The organism is Methylobacterium sp. SyP6R (assembly GCF_019216885.1).
In the GTDB taxonomy this organism is placed as follows: Bacteria; Pseudomonadota; Alphaproteobacteria; order Rhizobiales; family Beijerinckiaceae; genus Methylobacterium.
Map to the genome: position 1 here is coordinate 528,168 of NZ_JAAQRC020000002.1, position 25,728 is coordinate 553,895.

The 25,728-nt window shown below is 70.9% G+C and carries 22 protein-coding genes and 1 pseudogene; 15 read left to right on the forward strand and 8 right to left on the reverse strand.

Going from position 1 to position 25,728, the window contains the following annotated elements:
* The first annotated feature begins 65 nt into the window (after nucleotides 1-65).
* The 5 genes from HBB12_RS31755 to HBB12_RS31775 all read left to right on the forward strand — a co-directional run bounded on the left by HBB12_RS31755 (nucleotide 66) and on the right by HBB12_RS31775 (nucleotide 5,952).
* Nucleotides 66-2,024 carry a mechanosensitive ion channel family protein gene (locus tag HBB12_RS31755; protein ID WP_236993073.1) on the forward strand — a complete coding sequence of 653 codons (1,959 nt, stop codon included), beginning with the start codon at nucleotides 66-68 and terminating at the stop codon, nucleotides 2,022-2,024.
* Nucleotides 2,025-2,190: 166 nt separating this feature from the next.
* Nucleotides 2,191-2,925: an aquaporin Z gene (aqpZ, locus tag HBB12_RS31760; protein WP_236993074.1), complete on the forward strand. Its 735-nt coding sequence runs from the start codon at nucleotides 2,191-2,193 to the stop codon at nucleotides 2,923-2,925.
* A gap of 60 nt (nucleotides 2,926-2,985) precedes the next feature.
* Nucleotides 2,986-3,957, forward strand: a complete 972-nt coding sequence (locus HBB12_RS31765) for a formylglycine-generating enzyme family protein (protein ID WP_236993075.1) — start codon at nucleotides 2,986-2,988, stop codon at nucleotides 3,955-3,957.
* Between the two features lie 146 nt (nucleotides 3,958-4,103).
* The gene (locus tag HBB12_RS31770; RefSeq protein ID WP_236993521.1) at nucleotides 4,104-5,672 is read left to right on the forward strand and encodes an arylsulfatase; all 1,569 of its coding nucleotides are present in this window, start codon (nucleotides 4,104-4,106) and stop codon (nucleotides 5,670-5,672) included.
* Between the two features lie 85 nt (nucleotides 5,673-5,757).
* A complete protein-coding gene (locus tag HBB12_RS31775) occupies nucleotides 5,758-5,952 on the forward strand; it encodes a hypothetical protein (protein ID WP_236993076.1) in 195 nt (64 codons plus the stop codon).
* 25 nt (nucleotides 5,953-5,977) lie between these two features.
* On the opposite strand, the gene HBB12_RS31780 is transcribed toward HBB12_RS31775, so the two are convergent.
* Together HBB12_RS31780 and HBB12_RS31785 are read right to left on the reverse strand one after the other, a co-directional pair.
* Nucleotides 5,978-6,922, reverse strand: a complete 945-nt coding sequence (locus tag HBB12_RS31780) for a class I SAM-dependent methyltransferase (RefSeq protein ID WP_336886969.1) — start codon at nucleotides 6,920-6,922, stop codon at nucleotides 5,978-5,980.
* The gene (locus HBB12_RS31785; RefSeq protein ID WP_236993077.1) at nucleotides 6,846-7,268 is read right to left on the reverse strand and encodes a Ros/MucR family transcriptional regulator; all 423 of its coding nucleotides are present in this window, start codon (nucleotides 7,266-7,268) and stop codon (nucleotides 6,846-6,848) included. Before HBB12_RS31785 ends, HBB12_RS31780 begins: the two co-directional genes overlap by 77 nt.
* A gap of 769 nt (nucleotides 7,269-8,037) precedes the next feature.
* Between HBB12_RS31785 and HBB12_RS31790 the strand changes: the two genes are divergently transcribed.
* The 4 genes from HBB12_RS31790 (at nucleotide 8,038) to HBB12_RS31810 (ending at nucleotide 12,059) form a co-directional block, all read left to right on the forward strand.
* Nucleotides 8,038-9,594 (forward strand): PAS domain-containing sensor histidine kinase, encoded by a 1,557-nt coding sequence (locus HBB12_RS31790; protein ID WP_442919388.1) that lies wholly within the window; start codon nucleotides 8,038-8,040, stop codon nucleotides 9,592-9,594.
* An 11-nt stretch (nucleotides 9,595-9,605) separates the two neighbouring features.
* Complete coding sequence (gene fixJ, locus HBB12_RS31795) at nucleotides 9,606-10,268, forward strand: response regulator FixJ (RefSeq protein WP_236993523.1); 663 nt, start codon at nucleotides 9,606-9,608, stop codon at nucleotides 10,266-10,268.
* 99 nt (nucleotides 10,269-10,367) lie between these two features.
* Nucleotides 10,368-10,778, forward strand: a complete 411-nt coding sequence (locus HBB12_RS31800; protein ID WP_236993079.1) for a response regulator transcription factor — start codon at nucleotides 10,368-10,370, stop codon at nucleotides 10,776-10,778.
* An 843-nt stretch (nucleotides 10,779-11,621) separates the two neighbouring features.
* Nucleotides 11,622-12,059, forward strand: coding sequence for a response regulator (locus HBB12_RS31810; protein ID WP_236993080.1), 438 nt, complete (start codon nucleotides 11,622-11,624; stop codon nucleotides 12,057-12,059).
* A 71-nt stretch (nucleotides 12,060-12,130) separates the two neighbouring features.
* On the opposite strand, the gene HBB12_RS31815 is transcribed toward HBB12_RS31810, so the two are convergent.
* Nucleotides 12,131-12,580: a hypothetical protein gene (locus HBB12_RS31815; RefSeq protein WP_236993081.1), complete on the reverse strand. Its 450-nt coding sequence runs from the start codon at nucleotides 12,578-12,580 to the stop codon at nucleotides 12,131-12,133.
* Here HBB12_RS31815 and HBB12_RS34580 point away from each other — a divergent pair.
* Nucleotides 12,527-12,643 (forward strand): annotated as a pseudogene (locus HBB12_RS34580) (OmpA family protein); the annotation flags it as partial. The gene HBB12_RS31815 and the pseudogene HBB12_RS34580 overlap by 54 nt on opposite strands.
* A gap of 259 nt (nucleotides 12,644-12,902) precedes the next feature.
* On the opposite strand, the gene HBB12_RS31820 reads toward HBB12_RS34580, so the two are convergent.
* Together HBB12_RS31820 and HBB12_RS31825 are read right to left on the reverse strand one after the other, a co-directional pair.
* Nucleotides 12,903-13,967, reverse strand: a complete 1,065-nt coding sequence (locus tag HBB12_RS31820) for an MBL fold metallo-hydrolase (protein ID WP_236993082.1) — start codon at nucleotides 13,965-13,967, stop codon at nucleotides 12,903-12,905.
* Nucleotides 13,964-14,557, reverse strand: coding sequence for a carboxymuconolactone decarboxylase family protein (locus HBB12_RS31825; RefSeq protein ID WP_236993083.1), 594 nt, complete (start codon nucleotides 14,555-14,557; stop codon nucleotides 13,964-13,966). The genes HBB12_RS31820 and HBB12_RS31825 overlap by 4 nt, the downstream gene beginning before the upstream one ends.
* Before the next feature lie 510 nt (nucleotides 14,558-15,067).
* Here HBB12_RS31825 and HBB12_RS31830 point away from each other — a divergent pair.
* Nucleotides 15,068-16,792 carry a cache domain-containing protein gene (locus HBB12_RS31830; protein WP_236993084.1) on the forward strand — a complete coding sequence of 575 codons (1,725 nt, stop codon included), beginning with the start codon at nucleotides 15,068-15,070 and terminating at the stop codon, nucleotides 16,790-16,792.
* A gap of 7 nt (nucleotides 16,793-16,799) precedes the next feature.
* On the opposite strand, the gene HBB12_RS31835 is transcribed toward HBB12_RS31830, so the two are convergent.
* Entirely contained in the window at nucleotides 16,800-17,825 is a 1,026-nt protein-coding gene (locus tag HBB12_RS31835; protein ID WP_236993085.1) for an ABC transporter substrate-binding protein, read from the reverse strand.
* A gap of 280 nt (nucleotides 17,826-18,105) precedes the next feature.
* On the opposite strand from HBB12_RS31835, the gene HBB12_RS31840 reads away from it, so the two are divergent.
* A complete protein-coding gene (locus HBB12_RS31840; RefSeq protein ID WP_236993086.1) occupies nucleotides 18,106-18,417 on the forward strand; it encodes a hypothetical protein in 312 nt (103 codons plus the stop codon).
* Between the two features lie 242 nt (nucleotides 18,418-18,659).
* Nucleotides 18,660-19,187 (forward strand): hypothetical protein, encoded by a 528-nt coding sequence (locus tag HBB12_RS31845; protein WP_336886970.1) that lies wholly within the window; start codon nucleotides 18,660-18,662, stop codon nucleotides 19,185-19,187.
* 131 nt (nucleotides 19,188-19,318) lie between these two features.
* On the opposite strand, the gene HBB12_RS31850 is transcribed toward HBB12_RS31845, so the two are convergent.
* Nucleotides 19,319-20,152 (reverse strand): outer membrane protein, encoded by an 834-nt coding sequence (locus HBB12_RS31850; protein WP_236993087.1) that lies wholly within the window; start codon nucleotides 20,150-20,152, stop codon nucleotides 19,319-19,321.
* A 415-nt stretch (nucleotides 20,153-20,567) separates the two neighbouring features.
* On the opposite strand from HBB12_RS31850, the gene HBB12_RS31855 reads away from it, so the two are divergent.
* Both HBB12_RS31855 and HBB12_RS31860 read left to right on the forward strand, forming a co-directional pair.
* A complete protein-coding gene (locus tag HBB12_RS31855; RefSeq protein ID WP_236993088.1) occupies nucleotides 20,568-21,731 on the forward strand; it encodes an efflux RND transporter periplasmic adaptor subunit in 1,164 nt (387 codons plus the stop codon).
* 18 nt (nucleotides 21,732-21,749) lie between these two features.
* Entirely contained in the window at nucleotides 21,750-24,944 is a 3,195-nt protein-coding gene (locus HBB12_RS31860; protein WP_236993089.1) for an efflux RND transporter permease subunit, read from the forward strand.
* Between the two features lie 124 nt (nucleotides 24,945-25,068).
* Here the strand turns inward: HBB12_RS31860 and atpC are convergent, their stop codons facing one another.
* The gene (atpC, locus tag HBB12_RS31865; RefSeq protein ID WP_236993090.1) at nucleotides 25,069-25,722 is read right to left on the reverse strand and encodes an ATP synthase F1 subunit epsilon; all 654 of its coding nucleotides are present in this window, start codon (nucleotides 25,720-25,722) and stop codon (nucleotides 25,069-25,071) included.
* Between the last annotated feature and the right edge of the window lie 6 nt (nucleotides 25,723-25,728).

Consider the following 25,728-nt stretch of genomic DNA (forward strand, 5'->3'; position numbering starts at 1 on the left):
GGGCGCGGTACGATCCCGCCGCTCGGATGGCCGAGGGGCTCGTCGGAGACGGGACATCCCCTGCCGTGTTCGATCGCCGCCGCCCGCGCCCGACCTGCCCCCGGCTTCCGGCCTCGGCTTCCCTTGTCCTCATCCTCATGACCGTGGAGGGCCGCGCGGCGTCCACGCATGCCGACTGGTCCGAGGCGGTGGTCGAGCCGGTCGACCGGGCCGTGGCGGCGTTCTCCGGCGGGCTGCGGGCGCGGCTCGACCAGATGATGGCGGCCGGCACCGATCTCGACCTCGTCCGCTCCACCCTCGCCGCCGCCGACTGGTCGCCGATGCCGCTCCTGGCCGGGATCGCGGCCGTGCTGGTCGCGGGCCTCGCGGCATACCGGCTGACGGCCCGCACCCATGGCGACGCCGTCGGGGGAGCGAGCGGGAGGTTTCTCGCACGCCGCGTCCTCGCCGCCGCCGCCGCGCTGGCCGCCGGCCTCGTCGCCGCCACCCTCGTCGCCGGGGAGGCGGAGGCCGTCCGTCGCACCTTGCGCGCCTGGGCCCTCGTCGTCCCGCTCGCCGGGCTCGCCGCGTCGCTGATCCGGGCCGCGATCCTGGAGCGATCCGCCGCCCCGCACCGCAAGCGTCTCGGTCCGCTGGCGCGGGACCTTACCGTGGCGGTGACCTGGGCGCTCGGCGGCATCGCCCTCCTGAGGACGCTGGCGATCTGGGAGGCCGGCAGCGGCCTGCGCGACCTCGTCGGGACGGCGTTCGTGGCGCTGCCGACCGCCTGCCTGATCGCGGGCGCCTATCTGCGCTCCGGCCGGCCGCTCGCCGCCGCGCTCGCCGGACCGCGTCCGCGCAGCGGGGCGCGGCGCCTCCTCGCCCGGTGCTGGCCGGTCGCCGCCGTCGCCGTCGTCGCGGTGACACTCGCGGCCTCGCAGGTGGCGACGACGCTCGGGCGCCCGCTCCCGCCGCTCGCGACCCTGGTCACGCTGGTCCTCGTGCTGACCTGGCCGCATTGCGACGGGCGGATCGCCGCCTGGGCCGAACGGGGTTTCCAGGTCGAGACGGTCCCGGCGGCGGCGGTCGCGGCCCGCCGCACCGCCCGGATGGCGCTCGCCGCGGTGATCGGCGCGGCGCTCGCCGCCCTGTGGGGGGCGCCCGCCGCCCTCGGTCTCGGCATCGCGGTCGGAACGCTCGCCCGGACCCTGATGGAGATCGCCGCCGTCGCGCTCGCCACCGCCTATCTGTGGAACGTGATCGGGGTCGCCGCCGGCCGGCTCCTGGCCGGGGAGCGGGGCGCGGGGGCGGAATCCGGGGGCGAGGAGGCCGAGGAGGCGCCGCGGACGCGCCTCGGCACGGTCCTGCCCCTGCTCGCCGGGGCGGCGAAGGCGGGGCTCGCCGCGCTCGCGGTCCTGTCGGTCCTCCTGGCGCTCGGGATCAACGTCTGGCCCCTGGTCACCGGGCTGTCGGTGTTCGGCCTCGCCATCGGCTTCGGCTCCCAATCCCTGGTCAAGGACGTGGTGTCGGGCCTGTTCTTCCTTGCCGACGACGCCTTCCGCCTCGGCGAATACATCGAGACCGCCGGCGCCAAGGGCAGCGTGGAGAAGATCTCGATCCGCTCGGTCTCGCTGCGCCATCCTCGCGGCGCGCTCGCGACCATCCCCTACGGCCAGATCGGCAAGGTGCAGAACTACAGCCGCGACTGGGTCATCGAGAAGCTGGCCTTCCGGGTCGCCTTCGACACCGACGTCGAGAAGGTGCGCCGGCTGTTCAAGCAGATCGGCCGGGACCTCGAGGCCGATCCGGAGTTGCGCCCGGATCTGCTGGAGCCGTTCAAGAGCCAGGGCATCGCCGCGGTCGAGGACGGGACGCTGGTCATCCGGGGCAAGTTCAAGGCCCGCGCCGGGCGGCAATTCGCGATTCGGAAGGCCGTGCTGGCGGCGGTGCAGCGGGCCTTCCACGACAACGGCATCGTCGCGGTCGCGCATCCGAGCCTGATGCCCGGCACGCGCGGCCCACTGGCAGAGCACGCCGCCCGCTGAGCCCTCACTCCCCGGGCGACGAAACGCCGTGCGGCCCGGCATTGACCTGGCTCAAACCGGCCGGGCCGGCGCGCCCCTACGATGCACGACCGCGACGGCCGCGGGCGGCCCGGCGCCTTCACCGCCGCGCTCCCGCGACCGGCCCACCTGACGGAGGGAGGCCGCCATGGACATCCGCAAATGCACCGCCGAGGCGATCGGCACCTTCTGGCTCACCTTCGCCGGCTGCGGCAGCGCCGTCATCGCCGCCGCCTTCCCGCAGGTCGGTATCGGGCTCCTCGGCGTCGCGCTCGCCTTCGGTCTCACCGTCGTCACCATGGCCTACGCGATCGGCCACATCTCGGGCTGCCACCTCAACCCGGCGGTGACGATCGGGCTTGCGGCCGGAGGCCGGTTTCCCGCCCACGACATCGCGCCCTACGTGATCGCGCAGGTTCTCGGCGGCCTCGTCGCGGCGGCTCTGCTCTACGCGATCGCCGCCGGCGCGCCCGGCTTCGACCTCGCCAAGGGCTTTGCGGCCAACGGCTACGGCGAGCACTCGCCCGGGCAGTATTCCCTGATGTCCTGCCTCCTCGCCGAGGTGGTGCTGACGGCGATGTTCCTGTTCGTGATCATGGGGGCGACCCACGGCAAGGCGCCGGTGGGCTTTGCGCCCCTGGCGATCGGCCTGTGCCTGACCCTCGTCCACCTCGTCGGCATCCCGATCACCAACCTGTCGGTCAATCCGGCCCGCAGCACCGGCCCGGCCGTGTTCGTAGGCGGATGGGCGCTGGCGCAGCTGTGGCTGTTCTGGGTCGCGCCGATCGCCGGCGGGGTCCTGGGCGGCGTCCTCTACCGCGCGATGAGCGAGGAGCCCCCGGTCCAGGTCGCCGGCATGGCACCGCCCGCCCCGGCGGAGTGAGCCGGGATCGGAACCCCGACGACCCCGACGACCCGATCCGAAGACGCCGAGGAGCGAGCGATGCCGCACGCGATTCCCCTCGACCGCCCCGACGCACCGCCGGCACGGGACGACATGGTCTTCCTGCCCGGCGGAACCTTCCGCATGGGCTCGGACCGCCACTATCCCGAGGAGGCGCCGGTCCACCGCGTCGCCGTCGACGGGTTCTGGATCGACCGCACGCCGGTCACGAATGCCCGGTTCCGCGCCTTCGTGCGGGCGACGGGCCACGTGACGCTCGCCGAGCGGGCGCCGCGCGCCGCGGATTATCCGGGCGCGCTCCCGCACAAGCTGAAGCCGGGCTCGCTCGTGTTCAAGCCGCCGAAGGGACCGGTCGACCTGCGCAACCCCCTCGCCTGGTGGCGCTTCCGGCCCGGCGCGCATTGGCGCTGCCCGCTCGGGCCCGGCTCCTCGATCGCCGGCCTCGACGACCATCCGGTGGTGCACGTCGCCTATGCCGATGCCGCGGCCTACGCGGCCTGGGCCGGCAAGGCGCTGCCGACCGAGGCGGAATGGGAATACGCGGCGCGCGGCGGCCTCGACGGGGCCGAATTCGCCTGGGGCGACACGCTCGTGCCGGGCGGGCGGCACCGGGCCAATACCTGGCAGGGCGCCTTCCCGTACGAGAACTCGGCCGAGGACGGCTACGAGCGCACCTCGCCGGTCACCGCCTTCCCGCCGAACGGCTACGGCCTGCACGACATGATCGGCAACGTCTGGGAGTGGACCGCCGATTTCTTCGTGCCGCGCCACCCCGACGAGGCGCCGGGCGCCTGCTGCATTCCCCGGAACCCTCGCGGGGGCCGGGAGGACGCGAGCTACGATCCGGGCGAGCCCGCGGGTCCCATCCCGCGCCGGGTGCTCAAGGGCGGCTCGCATCTCTGCGCGCCGAATTACTGCCGCCGCTACCGCCCGGCGGCGCGCCACCCCCACCCGGTCGATACCTCCACGAGCCATGTCGGCTTCCGCTGCGTCGAGAGGAGAGGGCCATGACGGAGCAACGACTGACGGAGCAACGACTGACGGAGCAACGACCGGCGGATCCAGGATCGGCAGACGCCGCCCACCGCGCGGGCGACTCCGACGGGATCCTCGACCGCCGCCGCATCCTGCTCGGCGGGACCGCGCTCGCCGCCGCGATGGCGGGGACCGGGGCCGTGCCGGCGCGAGCCCAGCAGCCTGCCCCGGCGCCCCAGCCGGCGCCGCTCCGGCCCGCCGGCGCGGGCCGTCCCGTCAACATCCTGGTGATGTTCGGCGACGACGTCGGGCAGTCGAACATCAGCGCCTACACCTTCGGCCTGGTGGGCTACCGAACGCCCAACATCGACCGGATCGCCCGCGAGGGCATGATCTTCACCGATTACTATGCCGAGCAGAGCTGCACGGCGGGCCGCTCCACCTTCATCACCGGGCAGGCGACCTTGCGCACCGGCCTGTCGAAGGTCGGCGTGCCCGGCGCGACGGTCGGGCTGCAGAAGGAGGACGTGACGCTCGCCGAACTGCTCAAGCCGCTCGGCTACGCCACCGGCCAATTCGGCAAGAACCACCTCGGCGACCGCGACGAGTTCCTGCCGACGAAGCACGGCTTCGACGAGTTCTTCGGCAACCTCTACCACCTCAACGCCGAGGAGGAGCCGGAGCAGCGGACCTATCCGCGCGACCCCGCCTTCCGCAAGCGGTTCGGGCCGCGCGGCGTGCTGCGCGCCTCGGCCGACGGCCGGATCGAGGATACCGGCCCGCTGACCCGCAAGCGCATGGAGACGATCGACGACGAGACCTCGGCGGCGGCGATCGACTTCATGCAGCGGCAGGTGCGGGCGAACACACCCTTCTTCTGCTGGTTCAACGCGACCCGGATGCACTTCCGCACCCATGTCGCCGAGAGCCGACGCAGCCCGCCGGGCCTGACCGCGCGCACGGAATACGCCGACGGCATGGTCGAGCATGACGGCCATGTCGGCCGGCTCCTGAAGGCGCTCGACGAGCTCGGCATCGCGAACGACACCATCGTGCTCTACACGACCGACAACGGCCCGCACCTGAATTCCTGGCCGGACGCGGCGGTCACGCCGTTCCGGAGCGAGAAGAACACCAACTGGGAGGGGGCCTTCCGGGTGCCCTGCATGATCCGCTGGCCGGGCCGCATCCAGGCGGCGTCGGCCTCGAACGAGATCGTCAGCGGCCTCGACTGGCTGCCGACCCTGATGGCCGCCGCCGGCGAGCCCGACATCGTCGCCAAGCTCCTGACGGGCTACGGCGTCGGCCCGCGGACCTTCCGGGTCCATCTCGACGGCTACAACCAGCTTCCCTACCTCACGGGACGGCAGGAGCGCGGGGCGCGCAACTCGTTCTTCTACTTCAACGACGACGGCGATCTCGTCGGACTGCGCTACGAGAACTGGAAGCTCGTGTTCGAGGAGCAGCGGGCGCCGGGAACCCTGCGGGTCTGGGCCGAGCCGTTCACCCGCCTGCGCGTCCCCAAGCTGTTCGACCTGCGGGCCGATCCGTACGAACGCGCCGACGTCACGTCGAACACCTATTACGACTGGTTCCTGTCGCAGCCCTATCTCGTCTTCGCGGCGCAGGCCGAGGTCGCGAAGTTCCTGGCGACGTTCCGGGACTTCCCGCCGCGCCAGCGCGCCGCGAGCTTCAGCGTCGACCAGATCATCGAGCAGATGCAGAAGTCGATGGAGGCGTCGGGCCAATGACGCATGGCCGTTCCACCGGCAACGCGGACACGACAGAACGGAGCCGACCATGCGTCTTTCTCGACGGATCGCAGGACCTGTCCTCGTGGCATCGCTGCTCGCGGTGATGCGGCCGCCGGCCGCGCTCGCCTGGCCCGGTCCCGTGCCCGCCACGGCTCCGGCGATGCGGGATTCCCATCTCGTCGTCGTCCGGGGCTTCGGCTGGGGCGGCCGCCACCGGGCCCACCGCGAGCGGGGAAACCGTTCGTCGGACCCGGGGCGGAAGACCGACAAGCGATAGACCGCGGGGGCCCTCGCCGCGCCCCTCACGGCCGGGCGGTCGCGGCGAGATCCCACACGGCGAGGCTCTTGTCGCGCCACCCGCCGCCGCCTTCCTCGCAGCGCTCGTCCAGGAGCCGCAGCGGCGGTCCCCAGGCGAAGGGCGCGCGCTCGAAATTGAGGGCGCGCCAATCGCCGTCCTCGCAATCCCGGTTGGCCTGCCACTGCGTGAAGGTCGTCGTGACGAGCCAGCGTGCGCCCGAGCGCCTGAAATTCGCCAGAGCCCCGTCGATGTTCGAGAAACTGAGATGAACGAGGCCGTCGCGGCACAGGATGGCATCGGCCTCCGGCAGCGTGTCGCGCGTGATGTCGGCGACGCGGAACTCGAATCCGGGCGGATGTTCGGTCCTGTTCCGGGCGATCAGGTCGGGCACGATGTCGACCCCGACGTAACGGATCGCGCCGAGATCGACGCCCACGATCCAGCCGGCATCGCCGCACGGCGCATCGAGCAGGGTCGCGACGCCCAATCCGTCGAGGAGGCCGGGCAGCCCGTCGCGGATCGCCCGCGTGGCACCCGCCTCCGAGCCGAGGCCCGATGCCGACGTCGCCGCGCCCCAGAGATTGTGGTCGTGGATGAACCGGAACCTGTCCTTCAGCGACAGGGAGGCCAAGGCCTCCCGACTCGCCAGGAACGTCTTATGGGCGAGGACGACGGGGCGGCCGTCGTCCGGCAGGCGCGGTCGGTCGTGCGGCATCATCGCGTCCTTGCGCGTCGGCGGGCCGGCCGGTGGTGACGGAAAGCCGAAGGCCACGCTCGAACAGGGTGCGCCGGCGGCCGCGCCGATGCGCGCATCGCTCCGGCGAAACGACCCGTTCAGGCGTAGCGGGCCGTGAAGGGTCGGGTCGCGATCGTTACCGCAATCGCGATCCTGCGCCTCGCGACTGACCCAGGCCGTTACTCTTGGCCAGATCGGACCGGGTTTTCGCATAGGCCTCGCACACCATCGGATAATCGGCCGGCAACCCCCATTTCTGCCGGTATTCCTCGGCCGTGAGGCCGCGGCTCGTGAGGTGGCGCTTCAAGGCCTTATACTTCCGGCCGTCTTCCAGACTGATGATGTAATCGTAGCCCACCGTCTTCCTGATCGCCACGGGCGGCTGCGGGCGGACGGGCTCCGGTTCGGCCGGGGCGCCGAGCTTGCCGAGCGCCGCATGCGTCGTCGTGATCAGCCCCGGGAGGTCCGCGGCGGGCAGGCTATTCCTCGTCACATAGGACGAAACGATGCTGGCTGCGAGGCTAATCAGATCGTATCCAGAAGTGTCGATTTTTGTCATGCGGTATTACGATCCTGCGATTTCTGTCTCGGCATCACTCTTCCATTGGACGAATGCGTGAAAAATATCAAATAAAGTCATTCATGCCCTGTGGATTGCGCTCCGGACACGACAAATCCAGGTCGGATGCTGCGGCATGACGATGGCTCTTGCATAGACTTTGGCGCGGTCAGACCGGCCTCGCGAAGGATCCCGGGACGAGCCGGCCCGTCCAGCGCGCGGGCGACGCTGTCGAACGACACGGAGGCGAGCGCCGAGGGCCGGCGATGTTGCCGTCTTTTCTCGCGGCATCTGGCGCATGCGGCACGGCTTGCGGTCGAGCAAGGGAGATGGAGTGTCCCGGCTCTTCGCGGGCGGTGTCCGCAGGGGAATCCAACCGAGCCCGTGCTTGCATGTCGCGCCGCACGCGATGCATCGATCCCGCCTGTACCTCTGCTATGCCGGATCGCGGCCGACGTCCCCAAGGTCAATGCAGCGGACGGGATTCCTCTCTGCAGTCCTTCATGTCACCAAGACAATGCCGCCTCCGCTCCGCCGGGCTTGCTCTGCAGAGAGGTGCCATCTCGATCAATATACTCCAATTTAGTATCCGCGGGCATGCGTGGGCCGGACTGCTCCGGTCAAGCAGCGAATCGCCCGTGAAACGGTGACGCGGCTGGAGACACCCCGGGCGGGAACCGCGCCGCTATCAAATGATAGCCACAGGCAGGGCGCGCGAAGCGATAATGCGCGAGAGAGCGAGCCTGGAGCCTCGCTTCCGGACTGAGCGATGATCGACCCGGTGACCGCAGCGCCTGTGGATCCAGGCGGCACCGACCTTCTCAGTGCCGACGAGCTTCGGCGGACCCTCGACGAGGTCGGCGTCTGCATCTGGTCGCTGGACGTGTCGCGGGGCCCGATCACGGTCTCGCCGGCCTGTGCCCGCCTCTTCGGCGTCCCGTCCGACCGTCTGACGACGTTCGCGGCGACCCAGGACCTCGTGCACCCCGACGACCGGCCCATGAGGGCCGAGGCGATCCGGCGCGCCCTGGCGGAGGGCGGCGCCTACGAGATCGTCTATCGCGTCGTGCGGCCCGACGGCGAGTGTTGCTGGTTGCGCTCGCGGGGCCAGGTGCACCTCGACGCCGACGGAAAACCGGTCCGGCACCGCGGCATCATCGTCAGCATCGACGAGCGGAAGCGGGTCGAGGCCGACCTGCGGGCCCGCGAGGCCCATCTGCGTTCCATTCTCGACACCGTGCCGGACGCGATGGTGGTCATCGACGAGGCCGGCCTGATCCACTCCTTCAGCGCCGCCGCCGAGCGCCTGTTCGGCTACGCGGCCGGCGAGGCGATCGGGCAGAACGTCCGGATCCTCATGCCCGAGCCGATGGGGTCCGAGCACGACGACTGCCTCGCCCGCTACCGCCGCACGGGGGAGCGCCGCATCATCGGCACCACCCGGGTGGTGACGGGGCGCCGGCGCGACGGCTCGACCTTCCCGATGGAGCTCGCCGTCGGGGAGATGCGCTCGGGGACGCAGGTCTTCTTCACCGGCTTCGTCGACGACCTGACCGAGTACCAGCGGATCCAGGCCCGCCTGCAGGAACTCCAGTCCGAACTGGTCCACGTCTCGCGCCTGAGCGCGATGGGCGAGATGGCCTCGACGCTCGCCCACGAGCTCAACCAGCCGCTCGGCGCCATCACCAACTACACCAAGGGGTGCCGCCGCCTCCTCGCCCATTCCGATTCCGGCTCCGTCGCCACGGCGGTCGAGGTCCTCGACAAGGTCGCCGAGCAGGCGCTGCGGGCCGGCCAGATCATCCGCCGCCTGCGCGACTTCGTGGCGCGGGGCGAGACCGAGCGCCGCGTCGAGCCGGTCGCGCGGCTGATCGAGGATGCCTGCGCGCTCGCCATGGTGGGCGCCCGCGAGCAGGGGGTTGCCTTGCGCCTCGCCCTCGACCGGCGGGCCGGCTCGGTCCTGGCCGACCGGGTGCAGATCCAGCAGGTGCTGGTCAACCTGATCCGCAACGCCCGCGAGGCCGTGGCGCAGGGGCCCCGCCGCGAACTCGGCATCGCCGCGCGGCGCCTCGCGCCCGACAGGGTCGAGATCGCCGTCTCGGATACGGGGCCCGGCATCGCCGAGGACGTGGCCGGGCGCCTGTTCCAGCCCTTCGTCACCACCAAGCCCGGCGGCATGGGCGTCGGCCTCTCGATCTGCCGCACCATCACCGAGGCGCATGGCGGGCGACTGGAGGTCGAGCGCAGCGCGTCCGGCGGCGCCACTTTCCGGCTGATCCTTCCGGCCGACCATGCCGGCGACGCGCGACGGGGATCGGGGCCATGACGATTGACCCCATGACGATTGATCCCAAGACGGCCGACCCCAAGACGGCCGACCCCAAGACGGCCGACCTGGTGCACGTCGTCGACGACGATCCCGCCATGCGGGATTCGCTCGCCTTCCTGCTCGACACCGCCGGTTACGCCGTGCGCCTCTACGCGACCGGCCTCGAACTGCTCGACCGGCTCGCGCGGTTCGCAGCGCCGGTCTCGGGCTGCGTCCTGACCGACATCCGCATGCCCGGCATCGACGGGCTGACCCTGCTCCGCCGCCTGCGCGAGGCCGGGAACCGACTGCCGGTGATCGTGATGACCGGCCACGGCGACGTTCCGCTCGCCGTCGAGGCGATGAAGCGCGGCGCGCGCGACTTCATCGAGAAGCCGTTCGACGACGAGGTGCTCCTGCGGGCCCTGCGCGCCGCCCTGGCTCCCGATCCGCCGGCCGCCGGCTCCGACCCGGCGGTGCAGGACTTCCTGCGGCGGGTCGCGACGCTCAGCGAGCGCGAGCGCCAGGTCCTCGACCGCCTGGTCGCCGGCGCGACCAGCAAGGAGATCGGCCGCGCCCTCGCCATCAGCCCGCGCACCGTCGAGATCTACCGGGCCAAGCTGATGGCCAAGACGCAGGCCGCCACCCTCCAGGACCTGGTGCGCCGGGCGGTGCTGGCCGGCCTCGCCTGAGCCGCTTGAGGCAGGTCAAGGCGGGCGGCCTCCGGGCGTCCGAGGGTCGGATCACGCATCCGAGCCTCGTTCGCCACGGGGGGCCCCATGCCGAGCGCCATGCCGAGCCCCATCTCGACCCCTGCGCCGCGCCTCTCTCCCATCTACGTCGTCGACGACGATCCGGCGATCCTGCACTCGACCCGCTTCCTGTTCGAGTGCGAGGGGCACCGCGTCGAGACCTTCGCCAGCGGGCCCGAGCTCCTGTCGGCCTTCCCCGGACCGTGCCCGCTCTGCGTGCTGCTCGACCAGGTGATGCCGGGGATGGACGGGCTCGAGGTCTGCCGGCGCCTGCGGCTCCTCGATGCCGCCGTGCCGGTGATCCTGATCACCGGTCATCCCGACCCGCGCATCCGGGCCCGGGCCCGGGATGCCGGCGTGCCGCTCATCGACAAGCCGCTCGCCTTCGAGGCCTTCGTCGGCCTCCTCGCGGCCGGCCGCATCGCACCGGACCCTCACGGCCATGCATGACGGCGCTCGGCCCGCCCCGACCGGGCAGCCCGCCGCGGGACTTCGCGGGCGCGGCGGCTTTTCGCGGAGCGGCCCAGAGCGAGCCTCGGGAGGGCAGGGCGCGCTTTCCCCGTTCCGGCTGGAGGCCGAGCCTGACGGGCCCCACGTCCGGTGCCTTGATCCAGCGCAAGTGATTCTTGGCAAGTGATTCTTGGCAAGTGATTCTTGGCAAGTGATTCTTGGCAAGTGATTCTTGGCAAGTGATTCTTGGCAAGTGATTCTTGGCAAGTGATTCTTGGCAAGTGATTCTTGGCAAGTGATTCTTGGCAAGTGATTCTTGGCAAGTGATTCTTGGCAAGTGATTCTTGGCAAGTGATTCTTGGCAAGTGATTCTTGGCAAGTGATTCTTGGCAAGTGATTCTTGGCAAGTGATTCTTGGCAAGTGATTCTTGGCAAGTGATTCTTGGCAAGTGATTCTTGGCAAGTGATTCTTGGCAAGTGATTCTTGGCAAGTGATTCTTGGCAAGTGATTCTTGGCAAGTGATTCTTGGCAAGTGATTCTTGGCAAGTGATTCTTGGCAAGTGATTCTTGGCGAGACGAGGCCGTAGGCGATGCAGACCGGCCGGGCGGGCAGCACGTAGACCCGGAGCAGGATCTGAAGGGCGCCTGCCCCCTCGACCCGGGCCGCATCGTCGAGCGCGCGGGACGGACTTGAAGGTCCGGCGCGGCAGGACGATGCCGAAGGCCGATTGCGGCCGCTCGGAGAGCTCGGCCGGCGTCGCGCTCCGATCGGTCCCGGGGCGGGGCACCTGCGTGACGCTGGGCAACCTCCCGGTGGTGCGGGCGCCGGTCCTCGACGGCGAGTGTGGCGCCGGCTCGACCCGCCCGCCGCCGTCCGCGGCCTGCGGGTGCTGCTGATCGAGGACGACGAGGCGGTGCTGACCGCGACCGCCAGCCTGCTGCGCAGATGGGGCTGCGAGGTCCAGGCCGAGCCGGGCATTCCCGCGTCCATCGCCGCCGTGGACCTCCTCGTCGCCGATTTCGACCTCGGCAACGGCGTCACCGGGGCCGAATGCATCGCGGCGGTGCGGCGGCTGGCCGGGCACGAGGTTCCCGTGGTGGTCATCAGCGGCCACGACGAGGCGCGGGTGCGCGAGGAGCGGGGCGCGCCGGACATGCCGATCCTGTCGAAGCCCGTCCGTCCGGCCGAGCTGCGCTCCGTCGTCGTCGCGAAGAGCATCGTGGCCAAGAGCATTCTGATCAGGGGCACGGCCGTAGGAGCCGGCTCCCCGGCCGCATGACGCGGGCGTGCGGCCACCGCCTCCCGGATTCCGATTGCGTCTCCAGCCACGAAAGGATCGCGGCCTTGTTCTCACGTCTCAAGAGACGGGCGGACGGAATTGCGCTCACCTCTCTCGCCGCCGCCCTCGCCGACCCGGTCAACCGGGCCATGGGCGGCACCCTGTTCAATCTGCGGCTCGATCTCCTCGATGCCACCGACTGCAACGTGCGGTCCCTGACGGCCCGCCTGACCCGTCCGGAGGGGAACGTCGACGTGTCGTTGCTCGTGAGCCAGGACGGCGCCCGGCAACCCGGCGTGCTGCTGCAGGTCGTCGAGGGGCGCGCGATGAAGACGGGCCAGGTCGTCGTGGACGCCAAGGCGATGGGCGACGGCCTCGCGTCGTTCGGCCATGTCGCCCTCGACGGGATCCAGTTCGAGACCGACAGCGCCACCCTGAAGCCGGAATCCGATCCGACGCTCGCCCAGATGGCCGCTCTGCTCACGCGGGATGCGGCCCGGCAGGTCTACATCGTCGGCCATACCGACGCGTCGGGGACGCTCGATCACAACCTCACGCTGTCCCAGGCGCGCGCCGCCGCCGTCGCGAAGGCCTTGACCGGCCGGTTCGGCATCGATCCCGGCCGCCTCAATGCCAGGGGCCGTCGGCCCCTACGCCCCGGTCGCCGGCAACGCCACCGAGGCCGGCCGGGCCAGGAACCGCCGGCTGGAGCTGGTCGAGAAGTAGGCGCGAGGGGAGACGCCAAGCGTACTACGGGGCCGACATCCTTCGATCCTGCGCCCGACGATGAGATCCCCGTCTCAGGACGGCGGCCGGAGGAGACCGGCGATGGTGCCGGTGCCGTTACCGCGCCTCGCCGGGCGGAGGGGCGGGGAGCACGGTGGTGTAGTTGGCCGGAACCCAGCCGAACCGTCCGTCCTCGGCCCGGATGTGGCCGAGACCCGGGAACGAGATGTGGGCGGCGGCGATCCAGGCGCCGGTGCGGGCCGCCTCCGAGAACAGCGCCTCGCGCCGCCCCTCGGCGCCCGCACCGTCGCTGTCGTAGGTCACCGTGACCTGCGGATCGGGGAACTGGATCGGCGCCACGTGGACGATGTCGCCCCAGACCAGGAGCGTCTCGCCCCCGCTCGACACCCGGTAGGAGCTGTGCCCCGGCGTGTGCCCCGGGGTGGCGATCGCCACGAAGCCCGGCAGGATTTCACCGTCGCCGTCGAACGGCACCAGCCGTCCGGCGTCGCGGTAGGGCTCGAGCGCGGCCTGGGCGCCCTTGAACATCGGCAGGAGGAACGGGGGTGCTGCCGCCTCGTTGCCCGGGTTCAGCCAGTAATCGGCATCGCGGCGGCTGACACGGATCGTCGCGTTCGGAAAGACGGCCCTCCCGTCATGCATGATCCCGCCGACATGGTCCGCGTGCAGATGGGTCAGCAGCACCTCGTCGACCGCCTCCGGGGCGTAGCCGGCGGCGCGCAGGTTCGCCACGAGCTTGCCGCAGCAGGCACCGTAGAGGTCGCCCGCGCCCGCATCGATCAGCACGAGCCGCGACCCGGTATTGACCAGGAACGCGTTGATCGAGCCCTCGAAGGGCAGCGCGAGGAAGTCTCGCGCGAGCCGGCTCTCCGCCTCGCCCGGCCGGACCTCGGAGAGGAGGGCGCGCGGGCCGGCGCCGTCGCGGGGGCGCTGGAGCACGGTCGGGATCGGAAAGGTGTGGGTGCCGTCGAGGAGGGCCGTCACCTCGAAGCGCCCGAGCATCATGCGGTAGAAGCCCGGCGCCTGCCGCGCCACCTGGGGCGCCGTCGCGCGCGCGTCGCCGGACGGTCCCGCCAGGACCAGCCCGAGGGCCAGGGCGCAGGCGCCGCCGAGGCGCCGGAGGATGCCGGCCGCGGCACCGCCTTCGTCCGGCCCGGTCACGGCCGCTCCCCCGTTCCGGCCGGCTCGTCCCCGGGGACGGGGATCGCGAAGCCGTTCAGGGTCACCGAGACGAAGCAGTAATGGCCGACGAGATAGATCAGTTCGTTGGCGCCCGCCTGGCCGAACAGCGCCACGGCGCGCCGGTAGGTCGGTTCCGGCAGGACCCCACCCCCGGTGAGCGCCCGGGCGACGTCGAACGCCGTCGCCTCCTCGTCGGTAAGGTCCGGCGGCCGCTCGCCCGCGGCCAGGGTCGCGAGGCGCTGGTCGCCCATGGCGTGGCGGGCCTGCGCAACCGCCCCGTGCGCGTAGATCTCGTAGGCGGCACCGAACCGCGCGCCGACCGCCAGGATGGCGACCTGCCGCGCCGCGTCGGGCAGGATCTGGAACGCCGTCATCGCCCGGGTGACCGTCCAGAATGCCGCGCCCACCTCGGGCTGGTGCAGCCACGCGTTCCAGGGCCCGAGGAGCGCACCGTCGTTCCGCATGGTGGTGAAGAGATCGTACTTGGCGGCGACGCCCGACCTCATGTCGTCGTAGAGCGGGCGCTGCCTGTCAGTCAGGTCCGCGGAAGCGATCGGGGGGAGGCGCATCCGGGGATTCTCCTCATCGGCCGCCATGGGCGCGACCGTCCCGGCGGCTTAACGTGGTGGCTCCGGGCCGGCTTGTACGGGATCGCCCTCGATTGGACGTTCGGAGCGGCGCGGAGGCCGCGGAACGTCGATGCCGGCGACGCCCGAACCGTATCGCGGCCCTCGCCACGCCGGCCCTCTCCGGCTCGACGGCGTCGTCGACTCCATGCCCGGTCGGCTCGACCGGAACGGTGATTGACAGTCCACCCAAATGAGCGAAGCATGGAAGGTGCTCAGTTCACAGCGGCGTCATCGACGGGTGCCGGGTGGCTGTGCATGGCGATACTTCGGCTGGACGATCGCCGGCCTCGACACGCGCTCGGCGTGAGCGGAGATGCGGCACCACCGGGTGTGCGTCCGCGCCCGGTCGCACGGCGATGCTCCGGGTCCCCGATCGTTCCGCAGGGTCTCCGACGACCCGGCCCTCCGCCGCGTCGGACGAGGCTCCGGGGTCCCGCGCAGGTCATGGTGATGTCCAGGGCTGATCCGCGCCGCTCGCTGTTCGCGAAGTACTTCGCCGTCCTGTTCGCGGCGGTGGCATTGCCGCTCTTCGCGAGCGGCGGCCTGGAGGCGTGGTTCGGCTATCGCGACCGGCGCGACCAGCTGCATGCGCTGCTCGCCCTGGAGGCGCGCGACGCCGCCTTCCGCATCCAGGGCTTCCTCGACCTCATCCGCGGCCAGCTCGGCTGGATGGTGCAGCTGCCCTGGCCCGCCGCCGTCGAGGACAGCCAGCGTCTCGATGCGCTACGCCTGCTGCGGCAGGTGCCGGCGGTCGCGGAGCTCACCCTCGTCGACGGGGACGGCCGCGAGCGGCTGCAGGTGTCGCGGGTCAGCCTCAACCGCACCGGGAGCGGCGCCGACCGCTCGGCCGACCCGGCCGTGGCGGGCGCCCGGACGGCCAAAGCCTGGTACGGGCCGGTGACCTACCACCGCGGCTCCGAGCCGTTCATGACGGTGGCGGTGGCGGGCAACCGCGCCTCGATCGGCGTCGCGGTGGCGGAGATCAACCTCAAGCTGATCCGGGAGGTGATCTCGGGGATTCGCGTCGGCGAGACCGGGCAGGCCTTCGTCCTCGACGGGCCGGGCCGGCTCGTCGCCCATCCCGACCTCAGCCTCGTGCTGCGGGGCGCCGACGATCCCGCGTCGCGCCGCCTGGCGAGCCTGCGCACGGTCGCACGCAGCGCCGGGGGCATCGCGACGGGCGTGGAGGCCGGCGGGCGCCGCGTCGTCGCCGCGACGGCGATGGTCCCGGGCGTCGACTGGACGGTGGTGGTGATGCAGCCTGTCGCCGAGGCGTTCGAGCCGATCTCCCGGGCACTCCTGCGCACCGGCGCGCTGATCCTCCTCGGCATCGCCTTCGCGGCGTCCCTCGCCTACGGGCTGGCCCGGCGGATGACCGGGCCGATCCGGCTGCTCGAGCACGGCACGGAACGGATCGGCGCCGGGGATTTCGGGCACCGCATCGCGATCGGCTCGGCGGACGAGCTCGGCCGGCTCGCCGCGCGGTTCAACGCGATGGCGGGCGAGCTCGCGCTGTCGCAGGAGCGGCAGGAGCGCATCGGGCGTCTGCGCCGCTTCCTCGCTCCGCAGGTGGCCGAGCTCGTCGACCGCTGCGGCGACGACGGCGTGCTCGACGGGCGCCGGGTCGCGGTCGCGGTGATCTTCGGCGACCTGCGCGGCTTCACGGCGTTCTCGGCCCGCTCGCCCCCGGAGACGGTGATCGAGGTGCTCGACACGCTCTTTGCGGCCTTAGGGAGCGCGATCACCGCGCATGGCGGCACCCTGGTCTCCTTCACCGGCGACGGTCTGATGGCGCTGGTGAACGCGCCGGTGCCGGCGCCGGACCCGGCTTTCACGGCGGTGCAGCTCGCGATCGCCATGCAGGATGCGGTCCGGCCGCTCGCCGCGACCTGGACGGCGAGGGGCTACGGCATCGGGTTCGGGATCGGCGCCGCGATGGGGCCCGCGACCGTCGGGCGGATCGGCTACGAAGGCCGCTCCGACTACACGGCGGTCGGGCCGGTGGTGAACCTGGCGGCCCGCCTCTGCGCCGCGGCGGCGGATGCCCAGATCCTGATCGACGCGGCCCTGGCCGAGGCCGTGCGCGGCCGCTGCGCCGTCACGGCGCTGGGCGCGCTGCCGCTGAAGGGCCTGGCCGGTGAGGTGCCGGTCTTCGGCGTCGCGTGCGGCGCCTGACGGTGGATCATTCGATGACGGTGTCGGCGCTGCCGAGGAGCCCGGGCGGGACGGTCACGCCGAGGGCGGCGGCGGCCTGGAGGTTGACGAACAGCTCGACCTTCGTGACGAGCTGCACCGGCAGGTCGGACGGCCGCTCGCCCTTGAGGACCCGGCCGGCATAGAGCCCGGCCAGCCGGTGCGTCTGCGTGAAGTCGCCGCCATAGCTCATCAGGCCGCCCGCGAGGGGGAAATCCCGCGTCTGCGTGACCGCCGGTACGGCGTGCCGGCGGGCGAGGGCGGCGAGCCGCCGGCTGCGCAGCGCGAAATAGGGATCGGAGGTGAAGACGAGTCCCGCGGGCCGTAAACCCGCCGCCCCGGCGAAGACCGGCTCGAACTCCGCCTCGCTGCCGATCGGCGAGGTCCGGAGCCGCACGCCGAGGGTCTCGGCGGCCTCGTGCAGGGATCGCAGCTGCCCGGGCGCGGTCGGGCTCGTCGGATTGTAGGCGACCGCCATCGTGGCGGCGGACGGCACGGCCTCGTGCAGGAATTCCAGCCGCTTGCGCGACACCTCCACGCTCAGGCTGGACACGCCCGTGACGTTGCCGCGGGGGCGCGCCAGATCCTGAACGACCCCGAGCGCGACGGGGTCGCCGCCCATCTCGAACACGATCGGGATCGTCGCGGTGGCGGCCTTCGCGGCGAGTGCGGTCGGCGCCCCGCCGGGCGCGGCGAGGACCGCGACCCGGCGCGCAACCAGGTCCCGCGCGAGCCCGGGTAGCCGCTCGTAGTGCCCGTCCGCCCAGCGGAAATCGATCGCGACGTCGCGTCCCTCGACGAAGCCCGCCTCGGCCAGGCCTTCGCGGAAGGCGGCGAGCCGGCTCGCGAAGGGCTCGGGCGATTCGGGGCCGAGATAGCCGACGACCGGCAAGGCCGGCTGCCCGCCGGCCGCGCCCGGAAGGGCGAGCGCGGTCGCGAGCCCGGCGATCACGTCCCGTCGGTTCGCCTGCCGGAACAGGAGGCCTCTCCTGTCGAACGGCCGTTGCGGCGTCATCGCAGGACATCCGAGGAGTTTCGATCTCGAGGCCGGAGCATAGCGGCAATGGCTCGGGGATGCGATCGGAATCGCTGCCGATCGGGGAGGGGATCACCGTCGGCACGCCGTCGAAGGCCCAGGTCGGACCGGCGCTCACTCGGGGCGCTCACTCGGAGAGACGACGAGCCATCCTGTCGATCGGGGGGCGAGCGGGCATTCCAGGCCGTGCCGTCGGGCGGCCCCCGCAACCTGGCGCCGGTGCCCGAACCCGCGGCGGCCCCCATCCGGCCGCGCGACCGTGGCCGGGACGCACTACCTCGCTGAGGCCCGGAGCGGCTACATCACGGCTATGCTCTGCGTCCTCAAGCACGTCCTGATCGAGTACGGCCCCGACTGCGACGCGCATATCGATGCGGCGGTGCGTGCCATCCTGGAGGCCTTCCCCGAGGCCTCGCTCGAGGTGGCCCAGGGCCTGCTCGACGATGATCTCCTGATCGAAGCGCGCATCCCGCTGCGCCGTGCGCACGAATGGCCGGCCGTGAGCCGCATCGCGCATGCGGTGCAATTCGACAGCCGCGACGTGCCGGATCCGGAGATGTCGATCGAATAGACGTTGATAAGTTGAATCAATGCAGAATTTCGACTGCACTATCTAACCGTTAGGCAATAAGAAACTTAGCATACGTTATTTGTCTTGCGCAGGCAGATTTGTCGAAATGGCGCGATCCTGGCTTTGCTCGTGAGGCGAGGTCATGGGAGTGTTTTCGAGCGTGCGGCCTCGGGCCCGGCGCATTCGGGAGACCGGTGGCGAGGACCTGCCGGGGATTTCGGGGAGCCCTCGGCACGGCGCGCATGGTCGAGGACGCGGCACGCAACGCCGGCTCCGAGGTGCCGATGGAACCCGCCCGCAGGATCGAGAGTCCGTCACGGCATGCGTCATGGGCCCGGCTCTCGCGGTCGCTCCGCTCTACTGCGATCGGCCTGGGGCTCGCAGTCGCGGCCGGGCCGGCGACGGCGGGCCTCTCGGGCTACCAGGGAGCCTGGGTTCTGGCCGGGCGCGACTGCGCCGAGGTCTACGCCTCCGCCGGGCGAAGCCTGTCGTTCCGCAAGCCGATCGACCTCTTCGCCCCCGCCTTCATCGTCTCCGGCCAGCGCCTGAAGACGCCGATGGCCTCGTGCCGCATCAAGGCGGTCCGGACCGTGCAGGGCCGCGACCATCTCGACCTCGACTGTGCGAATGCCGTCGCCGTCAACGACGTCAAGGTCATCATGGCGGCCACGCCCGACGGAAACTTGACGCGGTACTACAGCGACGAGGATCCGACGGGCATCGCGTATCGGCGCTGTTCGGCGCAGGCAAGCCGGACTTCCGCAAAGTAAAGGGCGTGGCGTCGCAAGGCCTCGCCCGCCCCGCTCGCCCCCTGGAAGGATGGTCCCAGGGGGCGCTCGCCCTTGCCGCCAGGCGATCGGGGGCTGGGAGGCTCGGTCGACCGGCGCCGCGTCCGGCGCGGTCAGTACGTGCCGAACTTGTAGTTCAGGGCGGCGCGCACCACGCCGAACCCGTTATCGTTGCGGTTGCCGTTGGCGAGCAGCAGGACCGTGTTCGTCGGCGCGTTGTAGCCGACAGCTCCGAGCCCGACGGCGGTGTTGTTGCGCCGGTCGTTGCTGATGTTCACGTACATGCCCTCGACGCGGGCGGTCCAGGTGTTGGTGAAGGCGTATTCGACGCCGCCGCCGACCGTGTAGCCGGTCCGGATGTTGCTGGTGCAGTTCAGCAGGCCGTTCCCGCAGATGCCTTTGTCGAGGCTGCCCTCGCCGTAGGCGAGGCCGCCCGTGACGTAGACGAGGGTGCGGTCGATGGCGTAGCCGAGCCGGCCCCGGAACGTGCCGTACCAGTCGAGCGTCCCGAGTACGCCGCGCGGAACGAGGATCGTTCCCGGCGGCAATCCGGGGCCGGTCGCCGTGATGAAGAACGGAGCCGCCGGAACGCCCCCGAATCCGCGCCGGCCGTTGTTTCCGGCAAGCCCCTGGATGTCGGCCTCGGCACCCACGACGAAGCTGCCGACCTGCCAGTTGTAGCCGATCTGCCCGCCGCCGGCGAAGCCGCTCGTGGTGGTGTTGCCGTTCCGCACGCCGGCGCCGGCCGGGACCAGGAAGGTGCCGGAGGTTGCCGCGAAGGCCGGCCCTGCCGCCGCGAAGGTACCCACGGGAGCGACGGCGGCGACGGCAGCGGTACGGTTCTCTTGCGACGAGAACGCCCCACCCGCATTGACGCCGACGTAGAACCCCGTCCAGGAGAAGATCGGGACCGGGATCGGCGCCGGCGGAGGGGCCTGGGGCGGCAAGTCGGCAGCAAATACAGCACCTGAAGCTGCGAGTACCACCGTCGATGTCAGTAGAGCATTCTTTAACATTTGCATACACCTCCGTTTCAGGTCCGATACGGTCGGACCGATGGCGCATGAGGCTTCTGCCGTGGATAGCTTTGCAAGTGCAATTTGGCAACAGTGTTCGATGTGTTGATGGATATTGATGCAGAAACGATGGTTTTAGCGGTTACATTCAAGTTTTTTATCATATGATGTTTGACGGACGATGGAGCTTGCTATCGGGCGAGATTGCGGCCCGGTCCATGAAGCCGGCTGCCGCCGTGCGGCGGCGCACCGCCCCGCTGTCCCGTTCGATCAAGCCGGCCCGGCGCGACTCGCCACACTGTCGAGCCGCCCTCCGCATGAGGACGGCCCTGCGGCGAGGGCGATCATGCATCAAGGTTCAGGTCACCGTCCGGCGGGTCCCCGTCTCCTCGGTCCCGGCCTCGTCCCGGCGCTGGTCCCGGCGCTGGTCCTGGCGCTCGTCGTCGCGCCCGCCGCCCGCTCCGAGCCCGATCCCGCCGCCCTGACCGTCGGCACCGTCGCTGCCCAGCACAAGGCCATCGACAAGCCCCTCGACTTCGTCGGCCGGATCGAGGCGCCGGCCCGCGTCGAGGTGCGGGCCCGGGTCGTCGGCTACCTCGACGCCGTCCTGTTCAAGGAGGGCGAGGTCGTGCGGGAGGGCATGCCGCTCTATCGTATCGAGCCCGACCTGTTCGAGGCCGCGGTGAAGCAGGCCGAGGGCGCGCTGGAGCGCAGCCGCGCCGCCGAGACCCTGGCGGCGATCCAGCTCCAGAGGGCCCAGGACCTCCTCGACCGCAATTCCGGCACGGTGGTCGCCCGCGACCAGGCCCGCGCCGCCCTCGACCAGGCGAAGGGCGCCGTCACGGGCGACGACGCCACCCTGAGGACCGCGCGGATCAACCTCGGCTACACGAGGATCGCGGCTCCCGTCGCCGGCCGGATCGGCCGGACCAGCGTGACCAAGGGCAACGTGGTCGGCCCCGACAGCGGCGTGCTGACGACCATCGTCAGCCAGGATCCGATGTTCGTCACCTTCCCGGTGAGCCAGCGCGAGTTCCTGCGGATGCGCCAGGGCGGTCCGATGCCGGAGCGCAGCCGGATCGCCGTGCGGGTCCGCTTCCAGGACGGCACGACCTACGACCAGGTCGGGCGCATCAACTTCGTCGACATCAGCGTCGACCGCACCACCGACACGGTGCCGGTGCGTGCCGGCCTGCCGAACCCGGCGGGCGCCCTGCGGGACGGGCAGCTCGTCCAGGTCGCGCTCCAGACCGGGACGCCCGAGGAGAAGGTGGTGGTGCCGCAAGGCGCGCTCATCGCCGACCAGGGCGGCGTCTACGTCTTCGTGGTCGAGGATGGCCGCGCGGTGGTCCGGCGGGTGAGCGTGGCGTCGGGCGGCAGCGGCGGGGAGGCGGTGATCGAGTCCGGCCTCTCTGGCGGCGAGCGCGTCATCGTCGAGGGGCTGCAGCGCGTGCGCCCCGGCATCCCGGTGCTGTCGGTGCCGGCCGGGCAAGTCACGGGTAGAACCTGACCGGAAGGACCTGATCCGATGCTCTCCGCGATCTTCGTCGACCGGCCGCGCCTGGCGGTGGTGATCGCCATCGTCACGGCGATCGCCGGCGGGCTCGCTTTGCTGGCGATCCCGGTGGCGCAGTATCCCGACATCGTGCCGCCCCAGGTCTCGGTGACGACGACCTATCCGGGCGCCGCCGCCGACGTGGTCGAATCGACCGTGGCGCAGCCGATCGAGTCGCAGGTCGTCGGCGTCGACAAGATGATCTACATGAAGAGCGTGAGCGGCAACGACGGCAGCTACACGCTCACCGCCTCGTTCGAGCTCGGCACCGATCCCGACATCAACGCTGTCAACGTCAACAACCGGGTCCAGATCGCGCTGGCGAAGCTCCCCGAGGACGTGCGCAAGCAGGGCGTCACGGTCAAGAAGAAGTCTTCGGCCCTGCTCGGCGTGCTGGCGGTCTACTCGCCGAAGGCGATCCAGGATCCGCTGTTCATCTCGAACTACGTCACCATCAACCTGCTCGACCGGATCCGCAGCACGCCGGGCGTGGGCGACGCGACCCTGTGGGGACCGCAGGACTACGCGATGCGGGCCTGGATCCGCACCGACCAGCTCACCGGTCTCAACCTGACCACCGGCGACGTCATCGGGGCGATCAAGGCGCAGAACGTCCAGGCGCCGGTCGGCCGCATCGGCGCCCGGCCGATCTCGGACGAGCAGCAGCTCCAGCTCAGCATCCAGACGCAGGGGCGGCTCACCTCGCCCGAGCAGTTCCGCAACATCATCCTGCGCACCAACCCGGACGGGTCGCTCCTGCGCCTCGGCGACGTCGCGAGGGTCGAGCTCGGCGCGGCGAGCCTCGACCGCGAGACCCGGCTCAACGGCAGCCCGGCCACCGTCATCGCGATCTACCAGTCGCCCGGCGCCAATGCGATCGCGACGCTCAAGGAGGTCACCGCGAGGGTCTCGGCCCTGGCCAAGGCCTTTCCCGAGGGCCTCGAATGGAAGGTCACCTACGATCCCACCGCCTTCATCACCGAGACGGTGCACGAGGTGCAGAAGACCCTGGTCGAGGCCTTCGTCCTCGTAGTGATTGTGGTGTTACTGTTCCTGGGCAGCCTGCGGGCGACCCTGATCCCGACGATCGCCGTGCCCGTGAGCCTGATCGGCACCTTCATCGCCCTGAAGGCGATCGGCTACTCGGCGAACTCTGTCTCGCTGCTCGCCCTGGTGCTCGCCATCGGCATCGTGGTCGACGACGCCATCGTGGTGGTCGAGAACGTCGAGCGGGTGATGGAGGAGCATCCCGAACTCTCGCCCCGCGAGGCGACGAAGCGCGCCATGGCGGAGATCACCGCGCCGATCGTCGCCATCACCCTGGTGCTGCTCTCGGTCTTCGTGCCGGTCGCCTTCGTGCCGGGCATCTCGGGCGAGCTGTTTCGCCAGTTCGCGGTCGCGGTCGCGGTCTCGATGCTGCTCTCGGCGATCAACGCGCTCACCCTCTCGCCCGCGCTCTGCGGCGTGCTCCTGCGGCCCCATCACGGGCCGCGGCGCGGCATCATGGGCTTCGTCATGCGGAGCATCGACGCCGTGCGCGACGGCTACGGCGCGGCGGTCGCCCGCATCGTGCGCCTGTCGGTCCTCGGCCTCGTCGTCACCCTCGCGGCGGCCTGGGGCATTGTGCAGTTGGCGCGGATCACCCCCACGGGGTTCCTGCCGGAGGACGACCAGGGCGCCTTCTTCGTCGTGGTGCAATTGCCCGAGGGCGCCGCGGTGGGCCGCACCGCCGACGTCGCGGCCAGCGCCGAGGCGATCCTGCGCGAGGAGCATGCGGTGGCCGACGTGACCACCGTGGTCGGCCTCAACTTCATCGACAACTACTCGCAGAGCAGCGCCGCCTTCATGGTCGTGACGCTCAAGGGGTTCGAGGAGCGAAAAGGCGCGGGCGACGGCGCCGCCGCGCTGATCGCCCGGCTCGGCCAGCGTTTCCGCGAGATCCCGGGCGGCCTCGTCGTGCCGCTCAGCCCCCCGCCGATCATCGGGCTCGGCACCGGCGGCGGCTTCGCCTACGTGCTGGAGGACCTGCGCGGCGGCGATCCGCGCGAACTCGCCCAGGTGCTGCGCGGCCTCATCGTCGCGGCCAACCAGGAGCCGAAGCTCAGCCGCGTGTTCAGCACCTTCTCGGCGACGAACCCGTCCGTCCTCCTCGATATCGACCGCAACAAGGTCCAGATCCTCGGCGTCTCCCTCGACAGCGTGTTCCAGGCGCTTCAGGCCTCGCTCGGCGGCTACTACGTCAACGACATCAACCTGTTCGGCCGGACATGGCAGGTCCAGGTCCAGGCCGAGGCGACCGATCGCCAGAGGATCGACGACATCTATCGCATCAACGTGCGCAACAAGGACGGCGAGATGGTGCCCCTGCGCAGCCTCGCCGAGGTGCGCATCGTCGTCGGACCGCCCGCGCTCATCCGCTACAACAACCTGCGCGCCGTGACGGTGCAGGGCGGGCCGGCCCCGGGCGTCTCGTCGGGCCAGGCGCTCGCCGCCATGGAGGCGGTCGCGGCCCGCACCCTGCCGTCGGGCTTCGGGGCTGAATGGACCGACACCGCCTTCCAGGAGAAGCGCGCCGAGGGCAAGACCGCGATCATCCTCGCCTTCGCGGTTCTGTTCGCCTTCCTGTTCCTGGTCGGGCTCTACGAGAGCTGGACGATCCCCGTGCCGGTGCTGCTCTCGGTGACCGTCGGCATCGTCGGCGCCTACGCGGCGATGGTCTGGGGCGGGCTCACCCTCGACCTCTACGCCCAGATCGGCATGGTGGTGCTGATCGGACTGGCTGCCAAGAACGGCATCCTCATCGTCGAGTTCGCCAAGGAGCAGCGCGAGCACGGCGTGCCGCTGCGCGAGGCCGCCACCGAGGGGGCGCGGCTGCGGTTCCGGCCGGTGATGATGACCTCCTTCGCCTTCATCCTCGGCCTCCTGCCCCTCGTCGTCGCCACCGGCGCCTCGCAGCTCGCCCGCAAGAACGTCGGCACCCCGGTCTTCGGCGGCATGATCGCCGCCTCCTTCCTCGGCATCTTCGTGATCCCGCCGCTCTACGTCGTGTTCCAGAGCCTGCGCGAGCGGGCCTGGCGGCTCCTCGGCGGCAGGACGACGGAGCCGTCGCCGCCGAAGGAGCCGGAGGGCGCCCCGGGGCACACGCCGGAGCACCTGCCCGCGGAATAGGGGAGGACCCGCCATGGACGAGACCGACCCGGGCCTGCTGGCGGAGGTGCCCGATGATTATCATGAAAGTATTTTGAGAAGGGTTTTATAATCAAAACTTGACGCAAATGGTACTTTCCTGCCCTCATACCTCATCCTGAGGTGCGACCGAAGGGAGCCTCGAAGGAGGCTCCAGAAATCTCGGCGCTCTCTGGAACCCTCCTTCGAGGTCAGTCGATCTTCGATCGACTAACACCTCAGGAGGAGGTCGAGGGTGGGAAAGATCTCGTCGATCAGTCAAACAGATCTGATCCATTGTCCGGAAGAATTCATCCGGAAAATGGATCGCCAGCCCGTGCGGCGCGTGAGCGAAGCCGCAGCGGCCTGACAGTCCGAGGCTCGCCCCGATCTCCTCCAGCCGCCCGATCGAGACGTCGCAGCGCGCCTGGTGGTCGAGATCCGCCGAGCTGTCGCGCTCCAGGCGGATCTCCTCGATCTCGGCCGCGATCCGGTCGGCGGTCATCTCCTCGACCGCCGTCACGCGCTCCGCCAGGATCGTGACCCGCGTCGCCCCGCCCTCGGCCGCGATCTCGGCGAGGCCGCCGCTGACATAGGCCCGGCGGCCGGTCCCGGTCGCGTCGGTGGCGAAGACGATCCCGGCATGGAGCAGGGTGACGAGGGGCACGTGGCCGGGAAGGACCGTCATCTCGCCGTCGGCGCCCGGCAGCAGCACCGACCGGACCTCGCCCGAGAACACGATCCGCTCGGGCGACACGAGTTCCGCGACAAGACCTGCCATGCTCCC